We start from the raw sequence: 22,482 nt of genomic DNA on the forward strand, positions 1-22,482 counted from the left end.
CTGTGTCAGTGATGTTCCCGTGAAATCCAGCCGACTCGTCTCGATCCTGCTCCTGCTGCAGACCGGGGGCCCGATGACCGCCGCCCGGCTCGCCGCCGAGCTGGAGGTCTCCGTCCGCACCGTCTACCGGGACGTCGAGGCGCTGCAGGCCGCCGGGGTGCCGCTGTACGGCGACGCGGGCCATGCCGGCGGCTACCGCCTGCTCGACGGGTACCGCACCCGTCTCACCGGCCTGACCGTCGACGAGGTCGAGGCCCTCTTCCTCGCGGGCGCCCCCGGTCCCGCCGCCGACCTCGGGCTCGGCCCCGTGCTGGCCGCGGCGCAGCTGAAGGTGCGGGCCGCGCTGCCGGCCGAGCTGCGCGCGCACGCCGACCGGATCAGCTCCCGGTTCCACCTCGACGCGCCCGGCTGGTACGCGGACGACGCGGCGGCCGAGCACCTGCCCGCGGTGGCCGCCGCCGTGTGGAACCGGCGCGCCCTGCGGGTCACGTACCGCCGGTGGCGCGAACCGACCGACGTGGAGCGGAGGCTGGAGCCGTACGGCCTCGTGCTCAAGGCCGGCCGCTGGTACGTCGTCGCCTCGGCCGGCACCGGCGGCCCGCGCGCGTACCGCGTCGACCAGATCCTTCAACTCGACACCACGGAAGAAGAGTTCACCCCTCCCGAGGGCTTCGACCTCGCCGCGTACTGGACGGCGTACCAGGCGGACTTCCACCGGCGGCTGCACACGGGAGAGGCGGTCGTGCGCCTCGCGCCCGGCGCCGCCGACCGGCTCACCGGCCCGGCCGCCCGCGCCGCCCGGGCCACCGCCCGCACCGAACCCGACGGCTGGACCCGCGCCCGGCTGCCCATCGAGTCGATCGGCCACGCCCACGACACCTTCCTGCCGCTCGGCGCGGACATCGAGGTCCTGGAACCCGCCGAGCTGCGCGAGCGGATCGCGGCCACCGGGGCGGCGCTGGCGAAGTTGTACCGGTGCGGCAACTGACGCACGTGCGGCGGCAACTGACGGGGCGTGACCCACCCGCACGTTCCGACCCCCAGGAGCCAGCTCATGCCCCGTCCCCGCCTCCATCGCAGACCCCGACGGCTGCTGCTCGCCACCACCACGGCCGCGGCCCTCGCCGCCGCCGGGCTCACCTTCCTGCCCGGCGACGACGCGTCCGCGGCCACCGCGCGGCAGGCCGAGAGACTCGACCGCGGCCTGGTCAGCGTGCACACCGACGCCGGCAACCTGGTCAGCTGGCGCTGGCTCGGCACCGACCCGGACGACGTCGCCTTCAACGTCTACCGGGCCGGCACCAAGGTCAACGCGTCCCCGGTGACCGCCGCCACGAACTTCTTCCACTCCGGCGCCCCGAGCTCCGCCGACTACACGGTCCGCGCGATCGTCAACGGCACCGAGCAGGCCGACTCGGCCCACGCGATCCAGTTCCGCACCGGCTACAAGGACGTACCGATCACGCCGCCCGCCGGCGGCACCACCCCCGACGGGGTCGCCTACACCTACGAGGCCAACGACGCGTCGGTCGGCGACCTCGACGGCGACGGCGTCCTCGAGTTCGTCCTCAAGTGGCAGCCCACGAACGCCAAGGACAACTCGCAGTCCGGCTACACCGGCAACACGGTCGTCGACGCCGTGAAGCTGGACGGCACCCGGCTGTGGCGCGTCGACCTGGGCAGGAACATCCGCTCGGGCGCGCACTACACGCAGTTCCAGGTGTACGACTACGACGGCGACGGCAGGGCCGAGGTCGCCATGAAGACGGCGGACGGCACGGCCGACGGCCAGGGCAAGGTCATCGGCAGCTCGTCCGCGGACCATCGCAACTCCAGCGGTTACGTGCTGTCGGGCCCCGAGTACCTGACGATGTTCGACGGGCGGACGGGGGCCGCGATGGGCTCCGTCGACTACGTCCCGGCGCGCGGCACGGTCTCCTCGTGGGGCGACTCGTACGGCAACCGCGTCGACCGGTTCCTCGCCGGCACGGCCTATCTCGACGGAGCCCGCCCCTCCCTGATCATGGCGCGCGGCTACTACACGCGGACCGTGATCGCGGCGTGGGACTGGCGCGACGGGAAGTTCACCCGCCGCTGGACCTTCGACACCAACTCCTCCACCAACAGCGGCAAGGGCTACGACGGCCAGGGCAACCACCAGCTCTCGGTCGCGGACGTCGACGGCGACGGCAAGGACGAGATCGTCTACGGCGCGATGGCCGTCGACGACAACGGCTCCGGCCTGTGGACGACGAAGAACGGGCACGGCGACGCGATGCACGTCGGCGACCTCGACCCGTCCCGGCCGGGCCTGGAGGAGTTCAAGGTCGACGAGGACAGCTCCAAACCGTCGTCCTGGCTGGCCGACGCGAGGACCGGCGCCGTCATCTGGTCCACGCCCGCGAACGGCGACAACGGCCGCGGCGTCGCCGGCGACATCTGGTCCGGCAGCGCGGGCGCCGAGTCCTGGTCGTCGGCGGAGTCCGGCATCCGCGGCCCCAAGGGCACGGTCGTCGCCTCCCGCAAGCCGTCCTCCACCAACTTCCTGTCCTGGTGGGACGGCGACACCACCCGCGAACTCCTCGACGGCACCCACATCGACAAGTACGGCACGTCGTCCGACACCCGCCTCCTGACCGGCTCGGGCGTCCACTCCAACAACAGCACCAAGGCGACCCCGTCGCTGTCCGGCGACCTCCTCGGCGACTGGCGCGAAGAGGTCGTCTGGCCCACGACGGACAACACGGCGCTGCGGATCTACTCGACCCCGGACGTCACGAGCACCCGCATCACGACACTCCTCCACGACACGCAGTACCGCACGGCCCTGGCCTGGCAGAACACCGCCTACAACCAGCCCCCGCACCCGAGCTTCTTCATCGGCGACGGCATGCCGACAGCGCCGCGACCGACGATCGCGACGCCGTGAGGTCGCGCTCCTCGACACCGGCGACGCAAGTGTCGTGAAGTCCTTTGCCGCTGACGCATCCTCCGTACGGGCAGCGGGCGAAGAGGTGTCGTGAGGGATCGGACCTCCCCATCCGATCTGCGCGGGAAGCTGCTGCCGCCGATGCGAGGGCGCTTCGGCGGCAGCCGCATGTCACCGGTCGGCGGCTGCGTCAGCTGTAGGTCCAGCGCCAGGCATGAGAGCTGTACCGGCAGGTGATCCCCGCCCCGCTCGCGGTGGTCGTGGCGGCGCCGTGGTCGCTGGTGCGGCAGAACTGGCCGGCCGAGTAGCAGTTGCCGGCGTTCGAGACGATCGAGCACGTTCCGGATCTGCTCGCGCTGCCACCGCCACCCCCACTCGTGGAGCCCGACCCGGAGCCCGAGCCCGCGGCCGGCTTCGGGGTGACGGTGACCTTGACCTTGACGGTCTCCGTCGCGGTCACGGTCGGCGCGGGCTCGGGCGTGGCCGACTTCGTCACCGTCGCCGTCGCTGTCGCCGTCGTGGTGACGGTGGCGGTCGGCCGCGTCCGCTCCGCCGCCACCGTCGTGCTGCCCGCGTCCTTGCCGCCGTCACCGGCCGCGCCGAGGCCCGCGCCCAGGGCGAAGGCGATGCCTATCGCGGGGAGCACGAGGCGCTTGCGCGCCCATCTGGGCGTGGTGCGGGGCTCGGGGCGGGGCGAAGGTGCGGGCGTGTACGGGTTGGCCATGGTGTCCCCCTGTGCGGATGGTGAGGGAGAGAGCCTATGGCGATTCGAGTGAATGTGAATATGAAGCGAAGGAGAGGTGATGGCTTCGTGATCTCATGGCCCTCGGCTCTCCGTTCGCGGGTCCCGGATCTCAGGTCTCAGCGTTTCGCGCACTCCTTCCCGTCGACGCTGAACGAAGCCGGTGCCCCGTTCGCCGACGACCGGCTCCCGGTGAAGCCGAAGGACACCGAACTCCCGGCCGCCACCCTCCCGTTCCAGCCCACGTTCCGCGCCGTGACCGCCGCACCCGACTGGCCCGCCTCCGCGTTCCACGCCTGCGTCACCCTCTGGCCGTCGGGGAAGGCCCAGCCCAGCGACCAGCCGTCCCAGGCGGACGCCCCCGTGTTCGTCACCGTCACCTCCGCCTGGAAACCGCCCGGCCACTCATGGGTGACCTTGTACGTGACCGCGCAGGCGGCCGTGCCGGAACCGCCGTCGCCGCCCCCGTCGCCCGGCGCGGGGGCGTCCGCCGTGTCCCCGTAGACGACGCCCCGCCCGTTCGTCGACACGTAGACCCGGCCGTAGACCCGCGGGTCACCCGTGATCGCCGCGCCCGTCCAACCCCACTGGTGCGCATCGTCGTTGATCCGGGTCCAGCTCGTCCCGGCGTCCGTGGAGCGGAAGATGCCCCGCACCCCGCCGATCTTCGCGCTGGTGAACAAGGTCTGGTGGGCCGCGCCCGGTGCCGCCTTGCCGAAGCCGATCGTGTCCGCCTGCGCGACGTTCGACAGCTTGGTGAACGTGGCGCCGCCGTCCGTCGAGTGCCACAGGCCGTACGCGCCCTCCGTCGAGCCGCCCGCCAGCCAGATGTCGCCCCGCGCGCCCGGCACCGCCTTGAACCGCACCGAGCCGTCGGCCGGCAGCCCGCTCGACGCCTTGGCCGTGAACGTCGCCCCGCCGTCCGAACTCGCATAGAAAGTACCCGACTTGAAGGCGTAGAAGGTCTTCGCGTCCACCCGGTCCGACTCCACGGTCGCACCCGCCGGCACCCCGCTCGACGCCGTCCACGACGACCCCGAGCCCGTCTGCACGCCCGCGCCCTCCGGGCTCCACACGGAGCGGGCGCCGTCCGCCGACACCGCGACCGTGCCGCCGCCCGTCACCCCCGAAGGGTCGCCGCCCGCATACCAGGTGGCGCCGTTGTCGTTCGAGAACGCGATGTGGGCGCCCGAGTCGACGTTCCCGACGCGCACCACCGCGTCCGGCTTCGACTCCGCGAAGTCCAGACTCGTCGTGGTCGTGAAGTTCGGGCTCGTGAACATCATCGGGGGGACCTTCGTCAGGTCCTGGTGGCGGAAACCGCCGATGTCGCCGAGCGCGCTCAGCAGCGGCGCGCCGGAGGGCGGTGACGCCAGGTCGTTGACCGCCGTCTCTTCAAGTCCCTTCACCATGGGGGTGATCGAGACCGTTCTGCCCGCGTCCCACCGGCCCAGGTCCTCGGTTCCGTAGACCGTCGCGCCCGTCCCGTACATCATCCGGTCCGAGTCGAACGGGTCGATCTCGAGCGCCTCCGTCATCCAGCCCAGCTTCGGCGTCTGCTCCGGCGGGGCCGGGTTCGCGCCCCACGTCAGCCACGGCACGGAGGAGACGTCCATGGTGTAGCGGTTCGTGCGGTTCGGGTACGACGAGTAGTCCCAGGCCTTCGTCCACGTGCCGCCGCTGTCCGTCGAGCGGAAGATCAGCGTGTCCGGCCACCAGGAGCTGTACCCGGAGACCATGACCGTGCCCGGGTGCTGCCGGTCGACCGTCAGACCGCTGAAGCCGTAGTACGTGTCCGCCTCCGCGGCCGGGCTGATGTTCTTCCACTCGCCGGTGCGTGTCGCGTACCGCCACACCTGGCCCTTGCCGCCGTCGTACGGGCCGCCCTTGTCGCTGTACGCGAGATAGAGGTAGCCGTTCTCCGCGTCCAGCACGCCCTTGTGGGCGAGGTACCCGGTGGGCTGGCCCGCCACCCGCTCCCACGTCGCCCCCGCGTCCGTCGAGCGGTAGACCGCGTTGTCCTGGTCGGCCACACCGACGTAGACCGTCCGGGTCGGGGAGGTGCCCGAGCCCGTCGACTCGTCGAACGTCACCCAGACCACACCCTGGTTGTCCGAGGCGTAGCCCGACGCGTCGGACGGGTCCTGGCGGTAGCTGCCGGGGTTCGGGAAGGCCGTGACCTGTGACCAGGTCACGCCCGCGTCGGTCGAGCGCCACAGCCCCTTGCCGCTGGGCGCGCCCAGGTACAGGACCTTGTTGTCGTGCGGGTCGACCGCGAGGCGTTCGCCCATGCCGCGGCCCGGCATGTTGCCGCCGAGCTTGAAGGGCAGGTCGGTCTTCCGCCAGGTCGCGCCGCGGTCCGCGGAGCGCAGGACGGCTCCGCCGTTGGGGTCCCAGTCGTTCGTGTACGTGCCGACGGCCGCGTACACCCTGTCGGGGTCGACCGGGTCGGTCGCGAGCGAGGCCACACCCGTGTGACCCCAGTCGTCCCAGCCGACCGAGTCGAGCAGCGGGGTCCAGGACCTGGAGCCCTGCTCCCAGCGGTACGCGCCGCCGATGTCGGTGCGGGCGTAGGCGAGGTTCTTCTCGGCGCGGTTGAAGACGATGCCCGGCACGAAGCCGCCGCCGTCGATGCGGGCGTTCTTCCAGGTGTACGTGTCGGCGGCCACCGACACCCGCGGCTCGGCCGGCGGCTCACCCGCCGTGGCCGCGCCGGACGTCAACAGGCCCGCGACGAGGGCGAGCACACCTGCCACGGGCAGGCGGGGTCTGCGCATGAGGTCTCCAGGGAGGGAGGCGGGGAGCAGGGGAGAGGGCCGGGCGGGCCCCGGGGAGGGGGACCGCCCGGCCCGATGTGCACGGAGCCGCCGACGGCGGGGCGTTATTCGAGCAACTCCGCGTACGAACCCATGGCGAGCGCGATGTCCGCCTGGGCCCAGAACCGGTGATACGTGAAGGTCGGTGCCGCGCCGCCCGCCAGATAGGCCGCCACCTTCGGCCAGTTGGGGTCGTCCTTGTAGAAGGAGCGCAGCGAGGTGAAGGTGGACGAGGAATCGATCGTGTCGCCGTTCGGCATCGTGCCCGTCCAGCCGCCGGGCACGTAGACCGAGTCGCCGAAGCGGCTGTAGTCGGCCCGCGTCTCGGGCACCGCGATGCCGAGCGCGTCCTGATCGTGCTCCCACATGCCGTCGAGCAGCGCCTTCGCCGTCGTCCTCGCCTCCGTGTCACCGGACTTGGCGGCGTAGTACGTGAGGGTCTTCGCGTACGCCGCCGCGACGCCGACGTCGTTCGTGTAGTCGGCCACCGTCACGTGAAGCGACGCGTTCGCACCGGGACGTGACGCGTTCCAGGTGTCCGGGGCGCCCGACCACCGGAGCGTGGCGGGGATCCGGAAGGTGCCGTCGGGGTTGACGGTCGTCTCGGACAGGGCCCAGTCGACCCACTTGTCGAGGACGGCCTTCGCGTCGGCGTCGCCCGTCTGCTGGTAGTACTCGGCGACGCGCTCCATCGACCACGCCTGGAAGCCGAACCACTGGTTCGACGGCGGGTCGTGGTAGACCGGCGCCTCGTCGTAGAACATCCCGTAGAAGGTCGGCGTACCGGCCGGCGGCGTCGCGTAGCGGCCCTGCCAGCTGTTGGTCGCGCCGCCCGCGATGGCGCCCTCGTCCGACTGCAGCCAGCGGTAGAACTCCAGCTGCCGGTCCAGCGACTTGGCCCAGTCCGCCTGCCCCGTGGCCGACTTGGGCTTGAGGTCGGCGGCCGAGGAGAGCGCGTACGCGGCGAGCGGGTTCTGGTAACCGCCGTGCGTATGGCTCGAACCGATCCGCCAGGCCCAGCCCGCCGAGGTGTCGGTGGCGCCGCCCCACGCGTAGTACCAGGACATCAGGTACTGCGAGGAGTCCTTGCCGGTGCCGGCCGGGCACGTCGTCGGGCCGACGCAGTTGCCCACCTTCTTGAAGTACTTGTCGTACATCGAGTACCGCAGGTAGTCGCCCATCTTGGCGGCCTTGCCGACGGTCGCCGAGACGTCGGAGCCCTTGCCCTGCTCCTTGGCCCACACGTCCGCCCAGTACGCGGCCTGCACGGCCCGCGCGTCGGCGTCCGGCGCGTTGGTGAACTTCCACTGCTTCGCGTACGAGGAGTCGCCGGTGAACAGGTCCAAATACCCGTTCTTCCCGCCGTACTTGAACGCGTCGCACGTCGGCTGCGGGATCGTCTCCCACACCGACTCCTGCGCGCCGCGCTGGAACGTGTTGATGTAGGACGGGCCGGTCGCCGTCGGACCCGCCTCGCACGTCCCGGGCTCGTTGCCGTAGCCGTAGGTGTTGTCGACGTCCTGCAGCCAGTGCATGCCGTAGACGTCGTCCGTGCCGTAGGCGCTCTTCAGCTCGGCCGCGATCGGGTCGCTGCCGGCGGGGACCGACGGGTCGAGCTTCGCCGGGTACTCGGACGGCAGGTCGTGCTCGGGCGCGTACGTCGCGGGCTTGGAGGCGTTGTAGAAGGAGTTCGTCGGCTGGTCCGCGTGCGTGGGGATCATGTACTTCTCCATGAGGCCCCACGCCCCGTTGAACTTCGACCAGTCACCGCTGACCTTGCCGTACATCGCCTGCAGCCACAGGAGATAGCTGTACGCCTCCGACGTCGTCTCGTGGCCCTGGTCCGGCGCCTCGACGATCAGTGTCTCGACCGAGTGGTACGGGATGCCCTCCGGCGAGAAGTAACCGCTCGCCGGATCGGTGATCTTCCCGTAGAGGTCGAGGAAGCGGGCGTCGTACGTCTTGGCGGCGGCGAGCTGGGTCACCGTGACCGCGGCCTTGGTGTGGCCGGGGGCCGTGACCGTGAAGGTGGCCGCGCCCGTGCCGGACGCGTCGGCCGCGACGGTCACCTTCTGGGCCGTGCTCCAGTTCGACGGGGTGAAGGTCAGGCTCGCGCCGGAGGAGACGGACAGCCCGGTGTTGCCGCTCGTGCGGGCCACCGCGACCGTGACGTCCGACGCCGGCTGCGTCGACAGCTTGACGTCGAAGGTGCCGGACTTACCCTGCTGGACGCCGAGTTGGGCCGGAGTGGCGACCACCGCCGGTCCCGCCGCGACCGTGATCCCGACCGGCGTCGACTCGCCGGCCGTGCCCCGGCTGTCGTACGCCTTCGCGTACAGGGAGTGCGTCCCGGCCGCCAGCCCGTCCGCGCCGAGCTCGTACGGCGCGGTCGTGTCCGTGCCGAGCAGGGTCGTGTCGTCGTAGAACTCGACCTTGCCGATGGTCGCCCCGTCGGCCGCGGCGGCGGTCGCCGCGAGCGGCACCGGATCGCCCGCCGAGTAGACCGCGCCGGCCTTCGGACTGGTGAGCACCGTGACCGGCGGCTGATGGGCTCCCGCGCACGTCGTGCCATTGATCGCGAAATCGGTGGGCGCCGAATTCGCGCCACTGTAAGTGAATTGCGCGCCTGCCGTCGTGGCGGCACCTGCCGCGATCTTCGCGTTGTACGCGAGGCTTTTCGCGGTGACCGTTCTTCCGGATTGCGACCAGGTCGCGTTCCAGCCATTGGTCAGTTTCTGGTCGCCCTGGTAGCTGTAGGTGAGGCTCCAGCCGTCGATCGCCGCGCTGCCGCGGTTGGTGATCGTCAGATCGGCCGTGAAGCCGGAGCCCCAGTCGTTGGTCTTGTAGTCGACACTGCACTCAACTGCCGCTGCCTCGGCGGTAGTTGGCAGTGCGGCAAGGGTGGCGAGCGGTAGTGCCAGGGTGGCCGTCACAGCGGTCCACAACCGCCGGGCCGGTCTCTTGGGCATGCCCTGGTTCCTCCTTGCGGCTCAGGGAGAGGGGGTGGGCCGTGACGTGGCGTCACAACCTGTGAACCAGTGGGAGCGCTCCCAAGAATGAGGACGGGGGAAATGGGGGTCAAGAGTCTTGAAGGGTCGAATTAATTCGACAGAGAGAAAAGACAACGCCTCTGTTGCTTGACGGCAGTTCCTTCTCTACAGTCCACCAGCAACCAGTGGGAGCGATTCCATCAGTCGACGCGCCGGCCCCGTGCCGGTCGCGCCCGAGCTGCAAGGAGTCGCTCATGCGACACCCCCCGCGCCATGCGTTACCCGCCCTGCTCGTGGCGTGCGCCGTCTCGGCGGCCGCGCTCGTCCCCCTGACCTCCGCCGCGTCCGCGGCCGCCCCCTCCTGCTCGGTGGAGTACTCCGTCACCGGGCAGTGGGACAGCGGCTTCCAGGGCGCTGTGAAGGTCACCAACAACGGTGCCGCGAAGGACAGTTGGAGCCTGTCCTTCGACTTCGCCGACGGTCAGAAGGTCACCCAGGGCTGGAGCGCCAAGTGGTCCCAGTCCGGTACGACGGTGACCGCGGCCAACGAGTCCTGGAACGGCGCGCTCGCCTCCGGCGGGAGCGTGTCCGCCGGGTTCATCGGGTCGTGGAAGGGCGCCAACACGGTGCCCAGAACCTTCAAGTTGAACGGCGTCACCTGCAACGAGGACATCACCGACCCGACGGATCCGACCGATCCCACGGACCCCGGTGACGGCGAGGCCCCGGCCCTGAAGGTGTCCGGGAACAAGCTCGTCGACGCCGACTCCGGCGCCACCCACCGGATGCTCGGCGTGAACCGCTCCGGGGCCGAGTTCATGTGCGTACAGGGATACGGGATCTTCGACGGCCCCGTCGACGACGCGTCGGTGAAGGCCATCGCCGACTGGAAGGCGAACACCGTCCGCATTCCGCTCAACGAGGAGTGCTGGCTCGGCCTCGACAACATCAAACCCGAGTACGGAGGTGCCAACTACCGCTCCGCCATCAAGGACCTGGTCACCAAGGTCAAGGCGCACGGCATGACGCCGATCCTCGAACTGCACTGGTCCTACGGCCAGTACACGGGGAACTCGGCCGGCTGCTCGGACGTCCACGCCACCTGCCAGAAGCCGATGCCGGACGCCCAGTACACGCCCGCCTTCTGGTCCTCGGTCGCCAGTGCCTACAAGGACGACCCGGCCGTCACCTTCGACCTGTTCAACGAGCCGTACCCGGACCGCGCGACCTCCAACGTCTCCGACGCGTGGGCCTGTTGGAAGGACGGCGGCACCTGCCCCGGCATCGGCTACGAGGTCGCGGGCATGCAGGATCTCGTCGACGCGATCCGCACGGCGGGCGCCGGGAACCTCATCCTGATCGGCGGCCTCGCCTACTCCAACGACCTGCGCCAGTGGCTGCAGCACAAGCCGTCGGACCCGGCCGGCAACATCGCCGCCGCCTACCACGTCTACAACTTCAACACCTGCGCCAGTGAGAGCTGCTGGGACGAGCAGCTCGCGCCCGTCGCGGCGCAAGTACCGCTGGTGGCAGGGGAGATCGGCGAGAACACCTGCTCCCACGGCTTCATCGACCGGGTCATGAAGTGGTTCGACGACCGCGACCTGTCGTACCTCGGCTGGACCTGGAACACCTGGGACTGCGCCTCGGGCCCCTCGCTGATCAGCAACTACGACGGCACGCCGACCGCCTTCGGGGTCGGCGTGCGCGATCACCTGCAAGCCGTCACCAAGTAACCCCTGGCCGTACGTACGCCCATCACCGAAAGGGACACCCCCAACCATGAGCCGTACTCGTACCGACCGAACCAGACTCAGAGGCAGTACCGCGCTGGCCGCGGCGCTCGTCCTCTCCGGCGCCGCCTGTGTCGGCACCGCCGTCGCCGCCCCCGACAGCGCCGCCGCGGCCGCCTGCACCGTGGACTACAAGGTGCAGAACCAGTGGGACACCGGCTTCACCACCTCCGTCAGCGTCACCAACAACGGTGCCGCGGTGAGCAGTTGGAACCTCACCTGGTCCTTCGCGGGCAACCAGAAGGTCAGTAGCGGCTGGAACGCGGACATCTCCCAGTCCGGCACCGCCGTCACCGCCAAGAGCCTCTCGTACAACGGGACCCTGGCCACCGGCGGCTCGACCTCGTTCGGCTTCAACGGCACGTACAGCGGCACCAACGCCCTGCCGACCGCGTTCAAGCTGAACGGCGTCACCTGCAACGAGGACACCGGGCCGACCGACCCGACCGACCCCACGGACCCGACCGACCCGAGCGGCCGCGTCGACAACCCGTACGCGGGCGCCAAGGTCTACGTGAACCCGGAGTGGAAGGCCAAGGCCGACGCCGAGCCCGGCGGCAGCAAGATCTCCAGCCAGCCCACCGGCGTCTGGCTCGACCGCATCGCGGCCATCGGCGGCGTGAACGGCGGCATGGGCCTGCGCGACCACCTCGACGACGCCCTCACCCAGAAGGGCAGCGGCGAAGAAGTGGTCCAGCTCGTCATCTACGACCTGCCGGGCCGCGACTGCGCCGCCCTCGCCTCCAACGGCGAACTCGGCCCGACCGACATCGACAAGTACAAGAGCGACTTCATCGACCCGATCGCCGCGATCCTGGCCGACCCCAAGTACGCGGGCCTGCGCATCGTGACGACGATCGAGATCGACTCGCTGCCCAACCTCGTCACCAACGTCAGCGGGCGCCCCACGGCCACGCCCAACTGCGACGTGATGAAGGCGAACGGGAACTACCAGAAGGGCGTCGGCTACGCCCTCGACAAGCTCGGCGACATCCCGAACGTCTACAACTACATCGACGCCGGCCACCACGGCTGGCTCGGCTGGGACGACAACTTCGGCGCCTCCGCCGAACTGTTCAAGTCGACCGCCTCCAGCAACGGCGCGAAGCTGTCCGACGTCCACGGGTTCATCGTGAACACGGCCAACTACAGTGCCCTCAAGGAGAACAACTTCACGATCGACGACTCGGTCAACGGGACCTCGGTCCGCCAGTCCAAGTGGGTCGACTGGAACCGCTACACCGACGAGCTGTCGTACGCCCAGGCCATGCGCACCAAGCTGGTCTCGCTCGGCTTCGACCAGAACCTCGGCATGCTGATCGACACCTCCCGCAACGGCTGGGGCGGCGCCGCCCGGCCCGCCGGACCGGGTGCGAAGACCACGGTCGACACGTACGTGGACGGTGGTCGCTACGACCGCCGCATCCACCTCGGCAACTGGTGCAACCAGAGCGGTGCCGGCCTCGGTGAGCGGCCGCAGGCCAACCCCGCCACCGGGATCGACGCCTACGTGTGGATGAAGCCGCCGGGCGAGTCCGACGGGTCGAGCACCGCCGTCGACAACGACGAGGGCAAGGGCTTCGACCGCATGTGCGACCCGACGTACACCGGTAACCCGCGCAACAACAACCACCTGTCCGGGGCGCTGCCGAACGCGCCGCTGTCCGGCCACTGGTTCTCGGCCCAGTTCCAGGAACTGCTGAAGAACGCCTACCCGGCGCTGTAGCCGACCTCGTGCACGAGGCCGCCGGCGCGGACACCGCAGGTGCCCGCGCCGGCGGCCCCGGCCGTACGGAATCAGACCACGTCGAACGTGGCCGGGTCGCCGCCGAGGCGCCGGTCCTCGTTCAGGGCGCTGATCGCGCCGAGGTCCTCGGTGTCCAGCTCGAAGCCGAACACGTCGATGTTCTCCTTGATCCGCGACGGCGTCACGGACTTGGGGATCACCACGTTGCCCAGCTCGACGTGCCAGCGCAGGACGACCTGCGCGGGCGTACGGCCGTGCTTCTGCGCGATCGCGACGATCGCCGGGACCTCGAGGAGGCCCTTGCCCTGGCCGAGCGGGGACCAGGCCTCGGTGGCGATGCCCAGCTCCGCGTGCTTCTCGCGGGAGACGCGCTGCTGGAGGTGCGGGTGCAGCTCGATCTGGTTGACCGCCGGGATGACGGACGTCTCGGCGGTCAGCCGGTCCAGGTGCTCGGGCAGGAAGTTCGAGACGCCGATGGCCTTGGCGCGGCCGTCCGCGTAGATCTTCTCGAACGCCTTGTACGTGTCCACGTACGTGTCCCGGGAGGGCAGCGGCCAGTGGATCAGGTACAGATCCACATAGTCGAGGCCCAGCTTGTCGAGCGAGGTGTCGAAGGCGCGCAGGGTGGAGTCGTAGCCCTGGTCGGCGTTCCACAGCTTCGTCGTGACGAAGAGCTCGTCGCGGCGCACGTCGGACGCGGCGATCGCCTTGCCGGTGCCCTCTTCGTTGCCGTAGATGGCCGCGGTGTCGATGCTGCGGTACCCGGCCTCCAGGGCCGTCGCCACAGCCTTCTCGGCCTCGTCGTCCGGTACCTGCCACACGCCAAAGCCGAGCTGCGGCATCTCGACGCCGTTGTTCAGGATGATCGGGGGGACCTTGCTCACGAGGTGTCGATCCTTAAGTCGTCGGTTGGTACTCCCATGGTCAACGATCACGGGCGTACGCGCATTCCTGTCGGGGGCCCGGCACGAGGCGCACGAGGACAATCAGGCCAGGTGCCGACCACCAGCATGCCAGTCACGTATGTGAACCCTGTGCCGGGGGTTGCGTTCCCAGATACGCGTCACGTACCCGCTCGTCGGCTCTTATCCCACCCGGCGCCCCTTCGGCGAGCACCCGCCCCAGATCGAGGACCACGACCCGGGAGCACAGCTCCATCACGAACGCCACGTTGTGCTCGACGAGCAGCACCGCGCACCCGTCCTCCTCCGCCAGGCGCCGCACCGCCGCCGCGAGCAGTTCCCGCTCCTCGGCCGTCATCCCGGACGCGGGCTCGTCCAGGAGCAGCACCCGCGGCCGGTCCGCGGCGGCCCGCGCCAGCTCCACCATGCGGGCCCGGCCGACCGGCAGCGTCCCCGCGTACGCGTCCGAGAGCCCGCCGAGACCGCAGTCCCGCAGCAGCGCCCCGGCCCGCCCCGGATCGGCGCCCCCGCGCCGCCACTCCTGCGCGACCAGCAGATTGTCCGCGACCGTGAGCTGCCCGAACAGCTGCTGCCGCTGGAACGTACGGCGCATCCCGTGCCGCGCCCGCCACACCGGGGAACGCCGCGTGACGTCCACGCCGTCGAGCAGCACCCGGCCCGCGTCGGGCCGCCGGATCCCGGAGACGACGTCGAACAGAGTCGTCTTGCCCGCGCCGTTCGGCCCGATCAGGCCGCACACCTCGCCGGCCGCCAGGCGCAGGCCCACCCCGTCGAGGGCCCGCACCCCGCCGAACCGCACGCCGATGTCCTCGGCCACCAGAACGTCGCTCATGCCGGTCCCGCCTCCCCGGCCCGCCGGGGCGCCGTCGCCGCGATGCCCAGGTACGCGTCCGTGAGCCGCTCGGCCTCGACCTTCTCCCGCGGCCCGCACCAGGTCACCCGGCCCTGCGCGAGATACGCCACGGTGTCCGCGACGCCGAGGATCTCCGACGCCTTCTCCTCGACGAGGAGCAGCCCCGTGCCCGCGTCGCGGAGCTCGGCGAGCAGCCGGTACACCTCGTCGACGACGCGGGGAGCGAGCCCGAGCGACGGCTCGTCCGCGATCAGCACCCGTGGCGGGCTGTGCAGCAGCGGGGCGAGCGCGAGGAGCTGCTGCTCGCCGCCGGAGAGCGAGCCCGCCGGGACGCCCTGCCGTGCCGCCAGCCCGGTGAAGCGCTCGTACACCGCCAACCGGTCCGTTCTGGCCGGAAGTCGGAGTGACAGGTTCTCGTCCACCGTGAGGGACGGGAAGATGCCGCGGCCCTCCGGCGCCAGCACCACCCCGGACCGCGCCCGCCGGACCGCGCCCTCGTCGCCGACGGCGCGCCCGGCGACGTACACCTGGCCCCGGAGCGGTGTCAGCAGCCCGGCCGCGGCCTTGCACGTGGTCGACTTCCCGGCGCCGTTGGGGCCGAGCAGCGCCACGATCTCGCCGGGGCGGACGGTGAGATCGACGCCCTGGAGCACCGGCGCCCCGTCGTATCCGGCCTGTACGCCCCGGAGTTGGAGTGCGGCGTCAGGGTCAGGGGTGCCCGTGACAGGCGCCTGCGGGGGAGTCGCCGCGGCCGCCCCGCGCCGGTGCCGGCGCACCGGCAGCGCGGCGCAGTACCCGTCCGGATCGTTGGCGAGCGCGAGCCCCGCGAGCCCGAACAGGATGACCGGCAGCTGCACCGACTCCGTCAGGTAGTCGCTGATCAGATGCGGTACGACGGCGAAGGTGAGACCCGCGATCACCGCGAACTGCGGCCGCCGGACCCCCGCCGCGACCGCCACCGCGAGCCAGATCAGCCCGGTCATCGCCGTGAAGTCGGTCGCGGTGATCCGGGTGTTGTACGACGCGTACATCACGCCGCCGAACCCGGCGAGCCCGGCCGACACCGTGAACAGCAGCAGTTTCGTGCGGACGACGGAGACACCGGACGCCATCGCCGCGGCCGGCGCCGAGCGCACCGCCAGCATCGCCCGCCCGGCCCGTGACGCCCGCAGCGCGCTGAGCGCCGCCACGCCCGCCGCGCACAGCACGACCATCGCCACGCCCATGGCACGGTCGTCCCCGAGATCGACCGGCCCGAAGACGGCCCGCGGGATCTCCCACCCGGTGTCGCCGTTCCTCAACCAGCCGATCTGGAAGAGCACTTGGTCGGCCAGGAAGGCCAGCGCGAGCGTCGCGAGGGCCAGCGAGCGGCCGCCGAGCCGCAGCGCGGGCAGCGCCACGAGCGCGCCGAGCAGTGCCGCCGCGCAGGTCCCGACGAGCGCCGCGCCCAGGAACGGCCAGCCGTGGCTCATCAGCAGGCCGGCGACCAGCGCCGCGCCCGTCACGAACGACGCCTGCGCGAGCGACACCATCGCGCCCAGCCCGGTCACCACGGTGAACGACATGAACACCAGGGAGATCGCCAGGCCCTGGGCGAGGATGCCGCTCCAGAACGGGGTCGTCACCGTGTAGAACGCCCCGGCGAGCAGCACCGCCGCCACCGCCCACGGCCCCCACCGCCGCAGCCACGACCGGCCCGCCAGATAATCCACCGGCGGCGCGTCCGCCGCGGCCGTGCCCGCCGTGCGCTGCCGCCGGGTGAGCAGCAGCAGTCCGGCGAACAGGATCAGGAACGGCACCGCCGTGCGGAACCCGGTGATCTTCTCGGCGAACGAGGCGTACCCCGCGACCAGGTTCTGCAGCACCCCGAGCCCGAGCCCGCCCGCGAAGGCCAGCGGGATCGACAGGAACCGGCCGAGCACCGCGGCCGTCGCCGACACGAACAGGAACAGCGTGAAGTCGTGGGACGACAGGCCCAGCAGGGGAGTGGCGAGCACACCCGCGAGGCCCGCGAGCCCCGACGACAGCATCCACGCCACCGACGACAGCCGGTCCGCGCTCATCCCGCGCAGCTCGACCAGCGACCGGTTGTCGACGCCGGCCCGCAGTTTGAGCCCGAGTGCCGTGTGCCGCAGCAGGATCCACAGCCCGAGCGCGACGACGGCCGTCGTCACCCATGTGATCAGCTGGTCGGAGTCGATGCCGACGTCGTCCATCAGCCGCCAGTTCTGCGCCGGGCTCGGCCCGACGCCCGGCAGGCCGAACTGGTTCTCCGCGGGCAGCACCGGGGCCCCCGCGTCGTCGAGCAGCTCCACCACCCACAGCCCGAGCGCGGGCAGCGCGACGAGCAGCCCGATCGTCGCCACGATCTGCGCGGTCTCGCCGACCCGGGCCAGCTTGCGGAACATCAGCCGGTCGAGCCCCCAGCCCAGCAGGGGAGCCGCGACCAGGACCAGCAGCAGCGCCGTCGGCACGGCCGGCCAGCCGAGGCCCGAGTGCAGTTCGTAGAAGGCGAGCGCGCACAGGTACGCCGTCGCGCCGTGCGCGAAGTTGAACAGTCCGGAGGCCGAGTAGGAGAGCACGAGACCGGTGGCGAGCAGCGCGTACAGCGCCCCCGACACCAGCCCGCTCAGCACGAAGGCAAGCAGGTCAGCCATGCGGGATCCCCTTCGGGCGGGCCTACTTGAACGGGATGGGCGCGTAGCACTTGAACGGCGACGACACCTCGTACGCCCCGTTCTTGAGCTGCACGAGCGCCCCGCAGCCGAACGACTCCTTCTGCCCGCGCGGCAGTTCGCGGTCCCCGACCATCGTCTTCGAGTCCGAGAAGCCGTCCGCCGCCTTCTGGAACGAGGCGACCGTCAGGTCCTTGCCCGCCTTCTCGGCGATGGCGAGGAAGAGATCGGCGCTCATGTACCCGGTCATCATGTGCATGTTGAGCGGCACGTCCTTGCCGCCCGCCGCCTTCTTGATGTCCGCCTTGAACTGCTTCATCGCCCCGGTCGACGACTCGAACGGCTCGAAGGACAGCAGCACGTGCACCCCGTCCAGCGCCTGCTTCGTCGCGCTCTTGGCGAGCAGCCCCGGGTCATAGTCCGTCGGATCGGTCAGCACGCCCTTGAAGCCGGTGCGCTTGACGGCGGTGAACAGGCCGATGTTGTACGGGGTCTGCATCACGGAGACGACCACGTCCGGCGCCTTGCCGCCGTCGCTGCGCAGCAGTTCCTTCGTGTACGCGGACCAGTCGCTGGGCACGGACGTCGCGGGCACGGACGCCTTCGCGTACGTCACCTTGTACCCGGCCGACGCGAAGGACTGCCGGTAGGTGCGGACGGCGAAGGTACCCGCGTCGTTGTCGTTGGCGAGGATCGCGACGGACCTGCCCTTCGACCCGTCCGTGACGTTCTTCAGGCCCTCCGGCCAGGTCTGCGAGATCGTGCCGCCCGGCATCGGCACCATGCAGCCGCCGAAGCCGTAGATGTACGTCGGCCCGCAGAACGACGGGAGCGTGCCCCAGCCGAACGTCGGCACCCGCTGCTTCTGCAGGAAGTCGGCCCCGGAGAAGGTCACGGAGCTCATCGGCGCGATCGCGAACACCTTGTCCTGCTGGACGAGTTTGCGGGCCGCCGCCAGGTTCTTCGCGGGGTCCTGACCGTCGTCCTGCGCGCCCAGGTAGTCGATCCTGCGGCCGTTGACGCCGCCCTCGGCGTTCGCGCGGTCGAAGCGGGCCTTCGCGCCCAGGTCGGTGTCCTTCTTGCTGTAGCCGCTCGCCGTCGTCATGGAGACGATGCCGCCGACCTTGACGGCGTCGTCGGTCACTCCGCGTACCGAACTCCCCTTGCTCCCGGGCGAGCTGCTGTTCGCGGTGGAGTTGCAGGCGGTGGCGAGCAGGAGTGCCGCCACGGCGGCGGTGATGGCGCGGATCGGTCGCGACACGGTCGGGCCCCCTCCGTCGAAGTGAGGCAGATTCTGTGTCCGACCTGATGAACCGTCAATAACTGACGCACCGGTATTTGATGAACCGTCAGAAACGGCTTCCGGGGGCACTCATGCCCGGTACAGGGCGTCGACCTCCGCCGAGTACGCGGACTCGATCGCCTTCCGCTTCAGCTTCAGGGACGGGGTCAGCAGCCCGTGCTCCTCGGAGAACTGGTGCGCCAGGATCCGGAACGTACGGATCGACTCCGCCTGCGAGACGAGCGTGTTGGCGGCCACCACGGCGCGCCGCACCTCCATCTCCAGGTCCCCGTCGCGCACCAGGTCGGCGGGGTTCATCAGCTGTTTGCCGCGCATGCCCAGCCAGTGCTCCACGGCCTCGGAGTCGAGCGTGACGAGCGCCGCGATGTAGGGGCGGTCGTTGCCGACGACGATGCACTGCGCGATCAGCGGATGGTCCCGGACCCGCTCCTCCAGTTGCTGCGGCGAGACGCTCTTGCCGCCGGAGGTCACCAGGATCTCCTTCTTGCGCCCGGTGATGGTGAGGTAGCCGTCCTCGTCGAGGGAGCCCAGGTCACCGGTGGCGAGCCAGCCGTCGTGCAGGGCGGCGTCGGTCGCCTTGGGGTCGTTGAGATAGCCCTGGAAGATGTTGCCGCCGTACAGCCAGATCTCGCCGTCGTCCGCGATGTGCACCGTCGTGCCCGGGATCGCCTTGCCGACGGTGCCGTAGCGGGTCTGCTCGGGCGGGTTGGCGGCCGCGGCGGCCGTCGACTCGGTCAGGCCGTAGCCCTCGTAGATCGCGACGCCCGCGCCCGCGAAGAAGAGTCCGAGGCGCCGGTCCATGCCGGAGCCGCCGGACATCGCCTGGCGGACCTTGCCGCCCATCGCCTCGCGCACCTTGGAGTAGACGAGCTTGTCGAACAGCGAGTGCTGCATGCGCAGCGACGCCGACGGCCCGGGACCGGTGCCGAAGGCCTTGGCCTCCTGGGCGTCCGCGTACTTCACGGCGCACTCCACGGCCTTGTCGAAGGGCCCCGACTTGCCCTCCTTCTCCGCCTTGCGGCGGGCCGCGTTGAAGACCTTCTCGAAGATGTACGGCACCGCGAGGATGAAGGTCGGCCGGAACGCCTGCAGGTCGGGCAGCAGCGCCGCCGCGTTCAGCTGCGGCTGGTGCCCCATCTTCACGCCGCCGCGCACCGCGGCGATCTGCACCATCCGCCCGAAGACGTGCGCCAGCGGCAGGAAGAGCAGGGTGGACGCCACGTTGTCGCGCTTGGAGGCGAAGACCGGCTCCCAGCGCGCCACCATGGTGTCCGCCTCGAACATGAAGTTCGCGTGCGAGATCACACAGCCCTTGGGGCGGCCCGTCGTGCCGGACGTGTAGATGATCGTGGCGACCGAGTCCGGGGTCACCGCACGGCGGTGCCGGTGCACCGTCTCGTCGTCGATGTGCTCGCCGGACGCCGACACCTCGCCGACCGCGTCCGAGTCCAGCTGCCACAGCCGCCGCAGATGCGGCAGCCGGTCGATGACCGTGGCGATGGTCATCGCGTGGTCCTCGTGCTCCACCACGGCGGCCGTCACCTGGGCGTCGTACAGCATCCAGAAGACCTGCTCGGCCGAGGACGTGGGGTAGATCGGGACGACCTGGGCGCCGACGGTCCACAGCGCGAAGTCGAACAGCGTCCACTCGTAGCGCGTACGGGACATGATCGCGACGCGGTCGCCGAACCTGATGCCCTGGGCGAGCAGGCCCTTGGCCAGGCCCAGCACCTCGTCACGGAACTGGCCCGACGTGATGTCCCGCCACGTGTCCTGCTCGTCCTTGCGGCCGAAGGCGATGTGTGAGGGATCCTCCAGGGCGTGATCGAAGACGGCGTCGGCCAGGCCGCCCACCGGCGGCGCCGACGCCAGAGCGGGATTCGTGAACTCGCGCAAAGTTGCTCCTTGTGGCGCTCCGCACAGCGTCGGTGACGGTACCCGACCGCGCGCTCCGGCGGGAGGGGTGACAAGTTGCCGGAAGCGCGCGGAATACACACAGGTCAGCCGGTGAAATACGGCCACAAGGGAAGGGGCGGGACAGAATTCTTACGCTTCAGTAAGTTTCGGTGGCGTAATCTCCCGGCGCTCTTCACCCGTCTCCACCGAATCTGTACGGAGAGGTCACCGGGGCGCGCCGACCGGGATTTTGGGCGGAGTGGTCGGTTCCGCAACCGGCGTTCCGGGTGACCGTACCAGGACCAGCACCGCGAAGCCTGCGACGAGCGCCACACAACCGGCCAGCACGGACGCCGAGTTGAGGCCCTGTGCGAACGCCGTGTGCAGAGCCCCCTCCGGAACCCGCCCGCGCAGGGTGTCTGCCCCGCCGCCCGCGAGGGCATGCGCGGCGCCGCGCGGCAGGGTGTCCTGCATCCGCGAGATCAGTACGGTGCCGAAGACCGCGATGCCGAGCGCGTACCCGAGCTGGCGGAACGTGTTGAGCGAACCGCCCGCCATGCCCGCCCTGGCCGGTTCCACCGTGGCGAGCGCGGCCCCCGCGATCCCCGGCGACACGAGGCCGACGCCGACACCGGTCAGCAGCAGCCCCGGCACCAGCGCGGACCAGGTCGAACCGGCACCGAGCACGGCCTGGCAGCACATGCCGACCCCGATGAGGACGAGCCCGCCGCCCACCGTGATCCGGGCGGGCACCCCGTGCAGCAGCTTCCCGCCGGCGATCGCCACCACCATCGACGCCCCCGACAGCGACAGGAACACCAGGCCGCCGCGGACCGGGCTCATCCCGAGCAGCGTCTGCAGCCACAGCGAGGTGTAGGGCAGCACGCCGAACGCCGCCGCGTTGAACGCGAACGCGCCCACCATCACCCCCACGAACGCGGGCCTGCGCAGCAGCGCCAGATCGAGCATCGGGTGGGCCGAGCGCCGCTCCACGACCACGAAGGACACCAGCGCCACCGCCGCGGCGCCGAACGCGACCAGCGCGCCCCGCTCGCCCCAGCCCCGCTCCCCGGCCCGGATGACGCCGTACGTCGCCGCTCCGGCGAACACCGCGAACGTCCCGGTCCCGGCCCAGTCGATCCTCCGGCCGCGCGGCCCGCGCGACTCCGGCACGGCCCGCAGCGTCAGCCACACCGCCGCGACGCTCACCGGCAGATTGACCCAGAAGATCCACCGCCACCCTGGCCCCTCGGTCAGCAGCCCGCCGAGCACCGGCCCGACGGCGGCCGCACCGCCGCTCACCGCACCGAACACGCCCAGCGCGACGGACCGCTGCCGCCCCTGGTAGACGGACCCGATGATCGGCAGCGTGGTCGCGAACATCGCCGCGGCGCCCACGCCCTGCACGACCCGTGCGGCGACCAGCATCCCCGGCCCGCTCGCGAGCCCGCACACCAGCGAGGCGAGCGCGAACACCACCACACCCACCACGTGCGTCCGGCGCCGGCCGAGGATGTCCGCGGCCGCGCCCGTCCCGAGCAGCAGCGCCGCGAGCGCCAGCGCGTACCCGTCCATCACCCACTGCAGATCACTGAGCGAGGCGTGCAGCGCTGCGGCCATGTCCGGCAGCGCGACCACGGCTATGGACACGTCCAGCAACAGCATGAACGTCCCCAGGCAGACCGCGGTCAAGGTCCCCCATGTACGCATCGTGAATCCGACCTCTCGTCTCGTCGCCGTTCTTCCTTCGTCCGTACGATGGGCCGACGTCGGCCGATCACCGTGATCAGCGGCGCCGGACCGACGGAATCCGAC

At 70.8% G+C, this 22,482-nt stretch carries 13 protein-coding genes; 4 read left to right on the top strand and 9 right to left on the bottom strand.

What is annotated here, in order from left to right; genetic code table 11:
- Positions 1-19: 19 nt before the first annotated feature.
- Together ACVHNB_RS12420 and ACVHNB_RS12425 are read left to right on the top strand one after the other, a co-directional pair.
- Positions 20-988, top strand: coding sequence for a helix-turn-helix transcriptional regulator (locus ACVHNB_RS12420; RefSeq protein WP_456228058.1), 969 nt, complete (start codon positions 20-22; stop codon positions 986-988).
- Positions 989-1,054: 66 nt separating this feature from the next.
- Positions 1,055-2,929 (top strand): rhamnogalacturonan lyase, encoded by a 1,875-nt coding sequence (locus ACVHNB_RS12425; RefSeq protein ID WP_456228059.1) that lies wholly within the window; start codon positions 1,055-1,057, stop codon positions 2,927-2,929.
- A 190-nt stretch (positions 2,930-3,119) separates the two neighbouring features.
- Here the strand turns inward: ACVHNB_RS12425 and ACVHNB_RS12430 are convergent, their stop codons facing one another.
- From ACVHNB_RS12430 to ACVHNB_RS12440, 3 genes are all read right to left on the bottom strand, one after another.
- The gene (locus tag ACVHNB_RS12430) at positions 3,120-3,653 is read right to left on the bottom strand and encodes a hypothetical protein (protein ID WP_456228060.1); all 534 of its coding nucleotides are present in this window, start codon (positions 3,651-3,653) and stop codon (positions 3,120-3,122) included.
- Between the two features lie 137 nt (positions 3,654-3,790).
- Positions 3,791-6,448, bottom strand: a complete 2,658-nt coding sequence (locus tag ACVHNB_RS12435) for a cellulose binding domain-containing protein (protein ID WP_456228061.1) — start codon at positions 6,446-6,448, stop codon at positions 3,791-3,793.
- Between the two features lie 104 nt (positions 6,449-6,552).
- The gene (locus ACVHNB_RS12440) at positions 6,553-9,456 is read right to left on the bottom strand and encodes a glycoside hydrolase family 48 protein (protein WP_456228062.1); all 2,904 of its coding nucleotides are present in this window, start codon (positions 9,454-9,456) and stop codon (positions 6,553-6,555) included.
- Between the two features lie 275 nt (positions 9,457-9,731).
- Here ACVHNB_RS12440 and ACVHNB_RS12445 point away from each other — a divergent pair, with 275 nt between their 5' ends.
- Together ACVHNB_RS12445 and ACVHNB_RS12450 are read left to right on the top strand one after the other, a co-directional pair.
- Complete coding sequence (locus ACVHNB_RS12445; RefSeq protein ID WP_456228063.1) at positions 9,732-11,213, top strand: cellulase family glycosylhydrolase; 1,482 nt, start codon at positions 9,732-9,734, stop codon at positions 11,211-11,213.
- Between the two features lie 46 nt (positions 11,214-11,259).
- Entirely contained in the window at positions 11,260-12,996 is a 1,737-nt protein-coding gene (locus ACVHNB_RS12450; RefSeq protein ID WP_456228064.1) for a glycoside hydrolase family 6 protein, read from the top strand.
- Positions 12,997-13,067: 71 nt separating this feature from the next.
- Here ACVHNB_RS12450 and ACVHNB_RS12455 read toward each other — a convergent pair whose 3' ends face one another.
- The 6 genes from ACVHNB_RS12455 to ACVHNB_RS12480 form a co-directional block, all read right to left on the bottom strand.
- Positions 13,068-13,859 carry an aldo/keto reductase gene (locus ACVHNB_RS12455; protein WP_428957483.1) on the bottom strand — a complete coding sequence of 264 codons (792 nt, stop codon included), beginning with the start codon at positions 13,857-13,859 and terminating at the stop codon, positions 13,068-13,070.
- 175 nt (positions 13,860-14,034) lie between these two features.
- On the bottom strand, positions 14,035-14,772 hold the full coding sequence (locus tag ACVHNB_RS12460; protein ID WP_428951291.1) for an ABC transporter ATP-binding protein: 738 nt from the start codon (positions 14,770-14,772) through the stop codon (positions 14,035-14,037).
- Positions 14,769-17,450, bottom strand: coding sequence for an ABC transporter permease subunit (locus ACVHNB_RS12465; protein ID WP_456228065.1), 2,682 nt, complete (start codon positions 17,448-17,450; stop codon positions 14,769-14,771). Before ACVHNB_RS12465 ends, ACVHNB_RS12460 begins: the two co-directional genes overlap by 4 nt.
- Positions 17,451-17,472: 22 nt before the next feature.
- Positions 17,473-18,729 carry an ABC transporter substrate-binding protein gene (locus tag ACVHNB_RS12470; RefSeq protein WP_428951288.1) on the bottom strand — a complete coding sequence of 419 codons (1,257 nt, stop codon included), beginning with the start codon at positions 18,727-18,729 and terminating at the stop codon, positions 17,473-17,475.
- 111 nt (positions 18,730-18,840) lie between these two features.
- Positions 18,841-20,667, bottom strand: a complete 1,827-nt coding sequence (locus ACVHNB_RS12475; protein ID WP_428951286.1) for an AMP-dependent synthetase/ligase — start codon at positions 20,665-20,667, stop codon at positions 18,841-18,843.
- Positions 20,668-20,892: 225 nt separating this feature from the next.
- Positions 20,893-22,377: an MFS transporter gene (locus ACVHNB_RS12480; protein WP_456228066.1), complete on the bottom strand. Its 1,485-nt coding sequence runs from the start codon at positions 22,375-22,377 to the stop codon at positions 20,893-20,895.
- Positions 22,378-22,482: the final 105 nt, after the last annotated feature.

This window comes from Streptomyces sp. YJ-C3 (genome assembly GCF_053891275.1).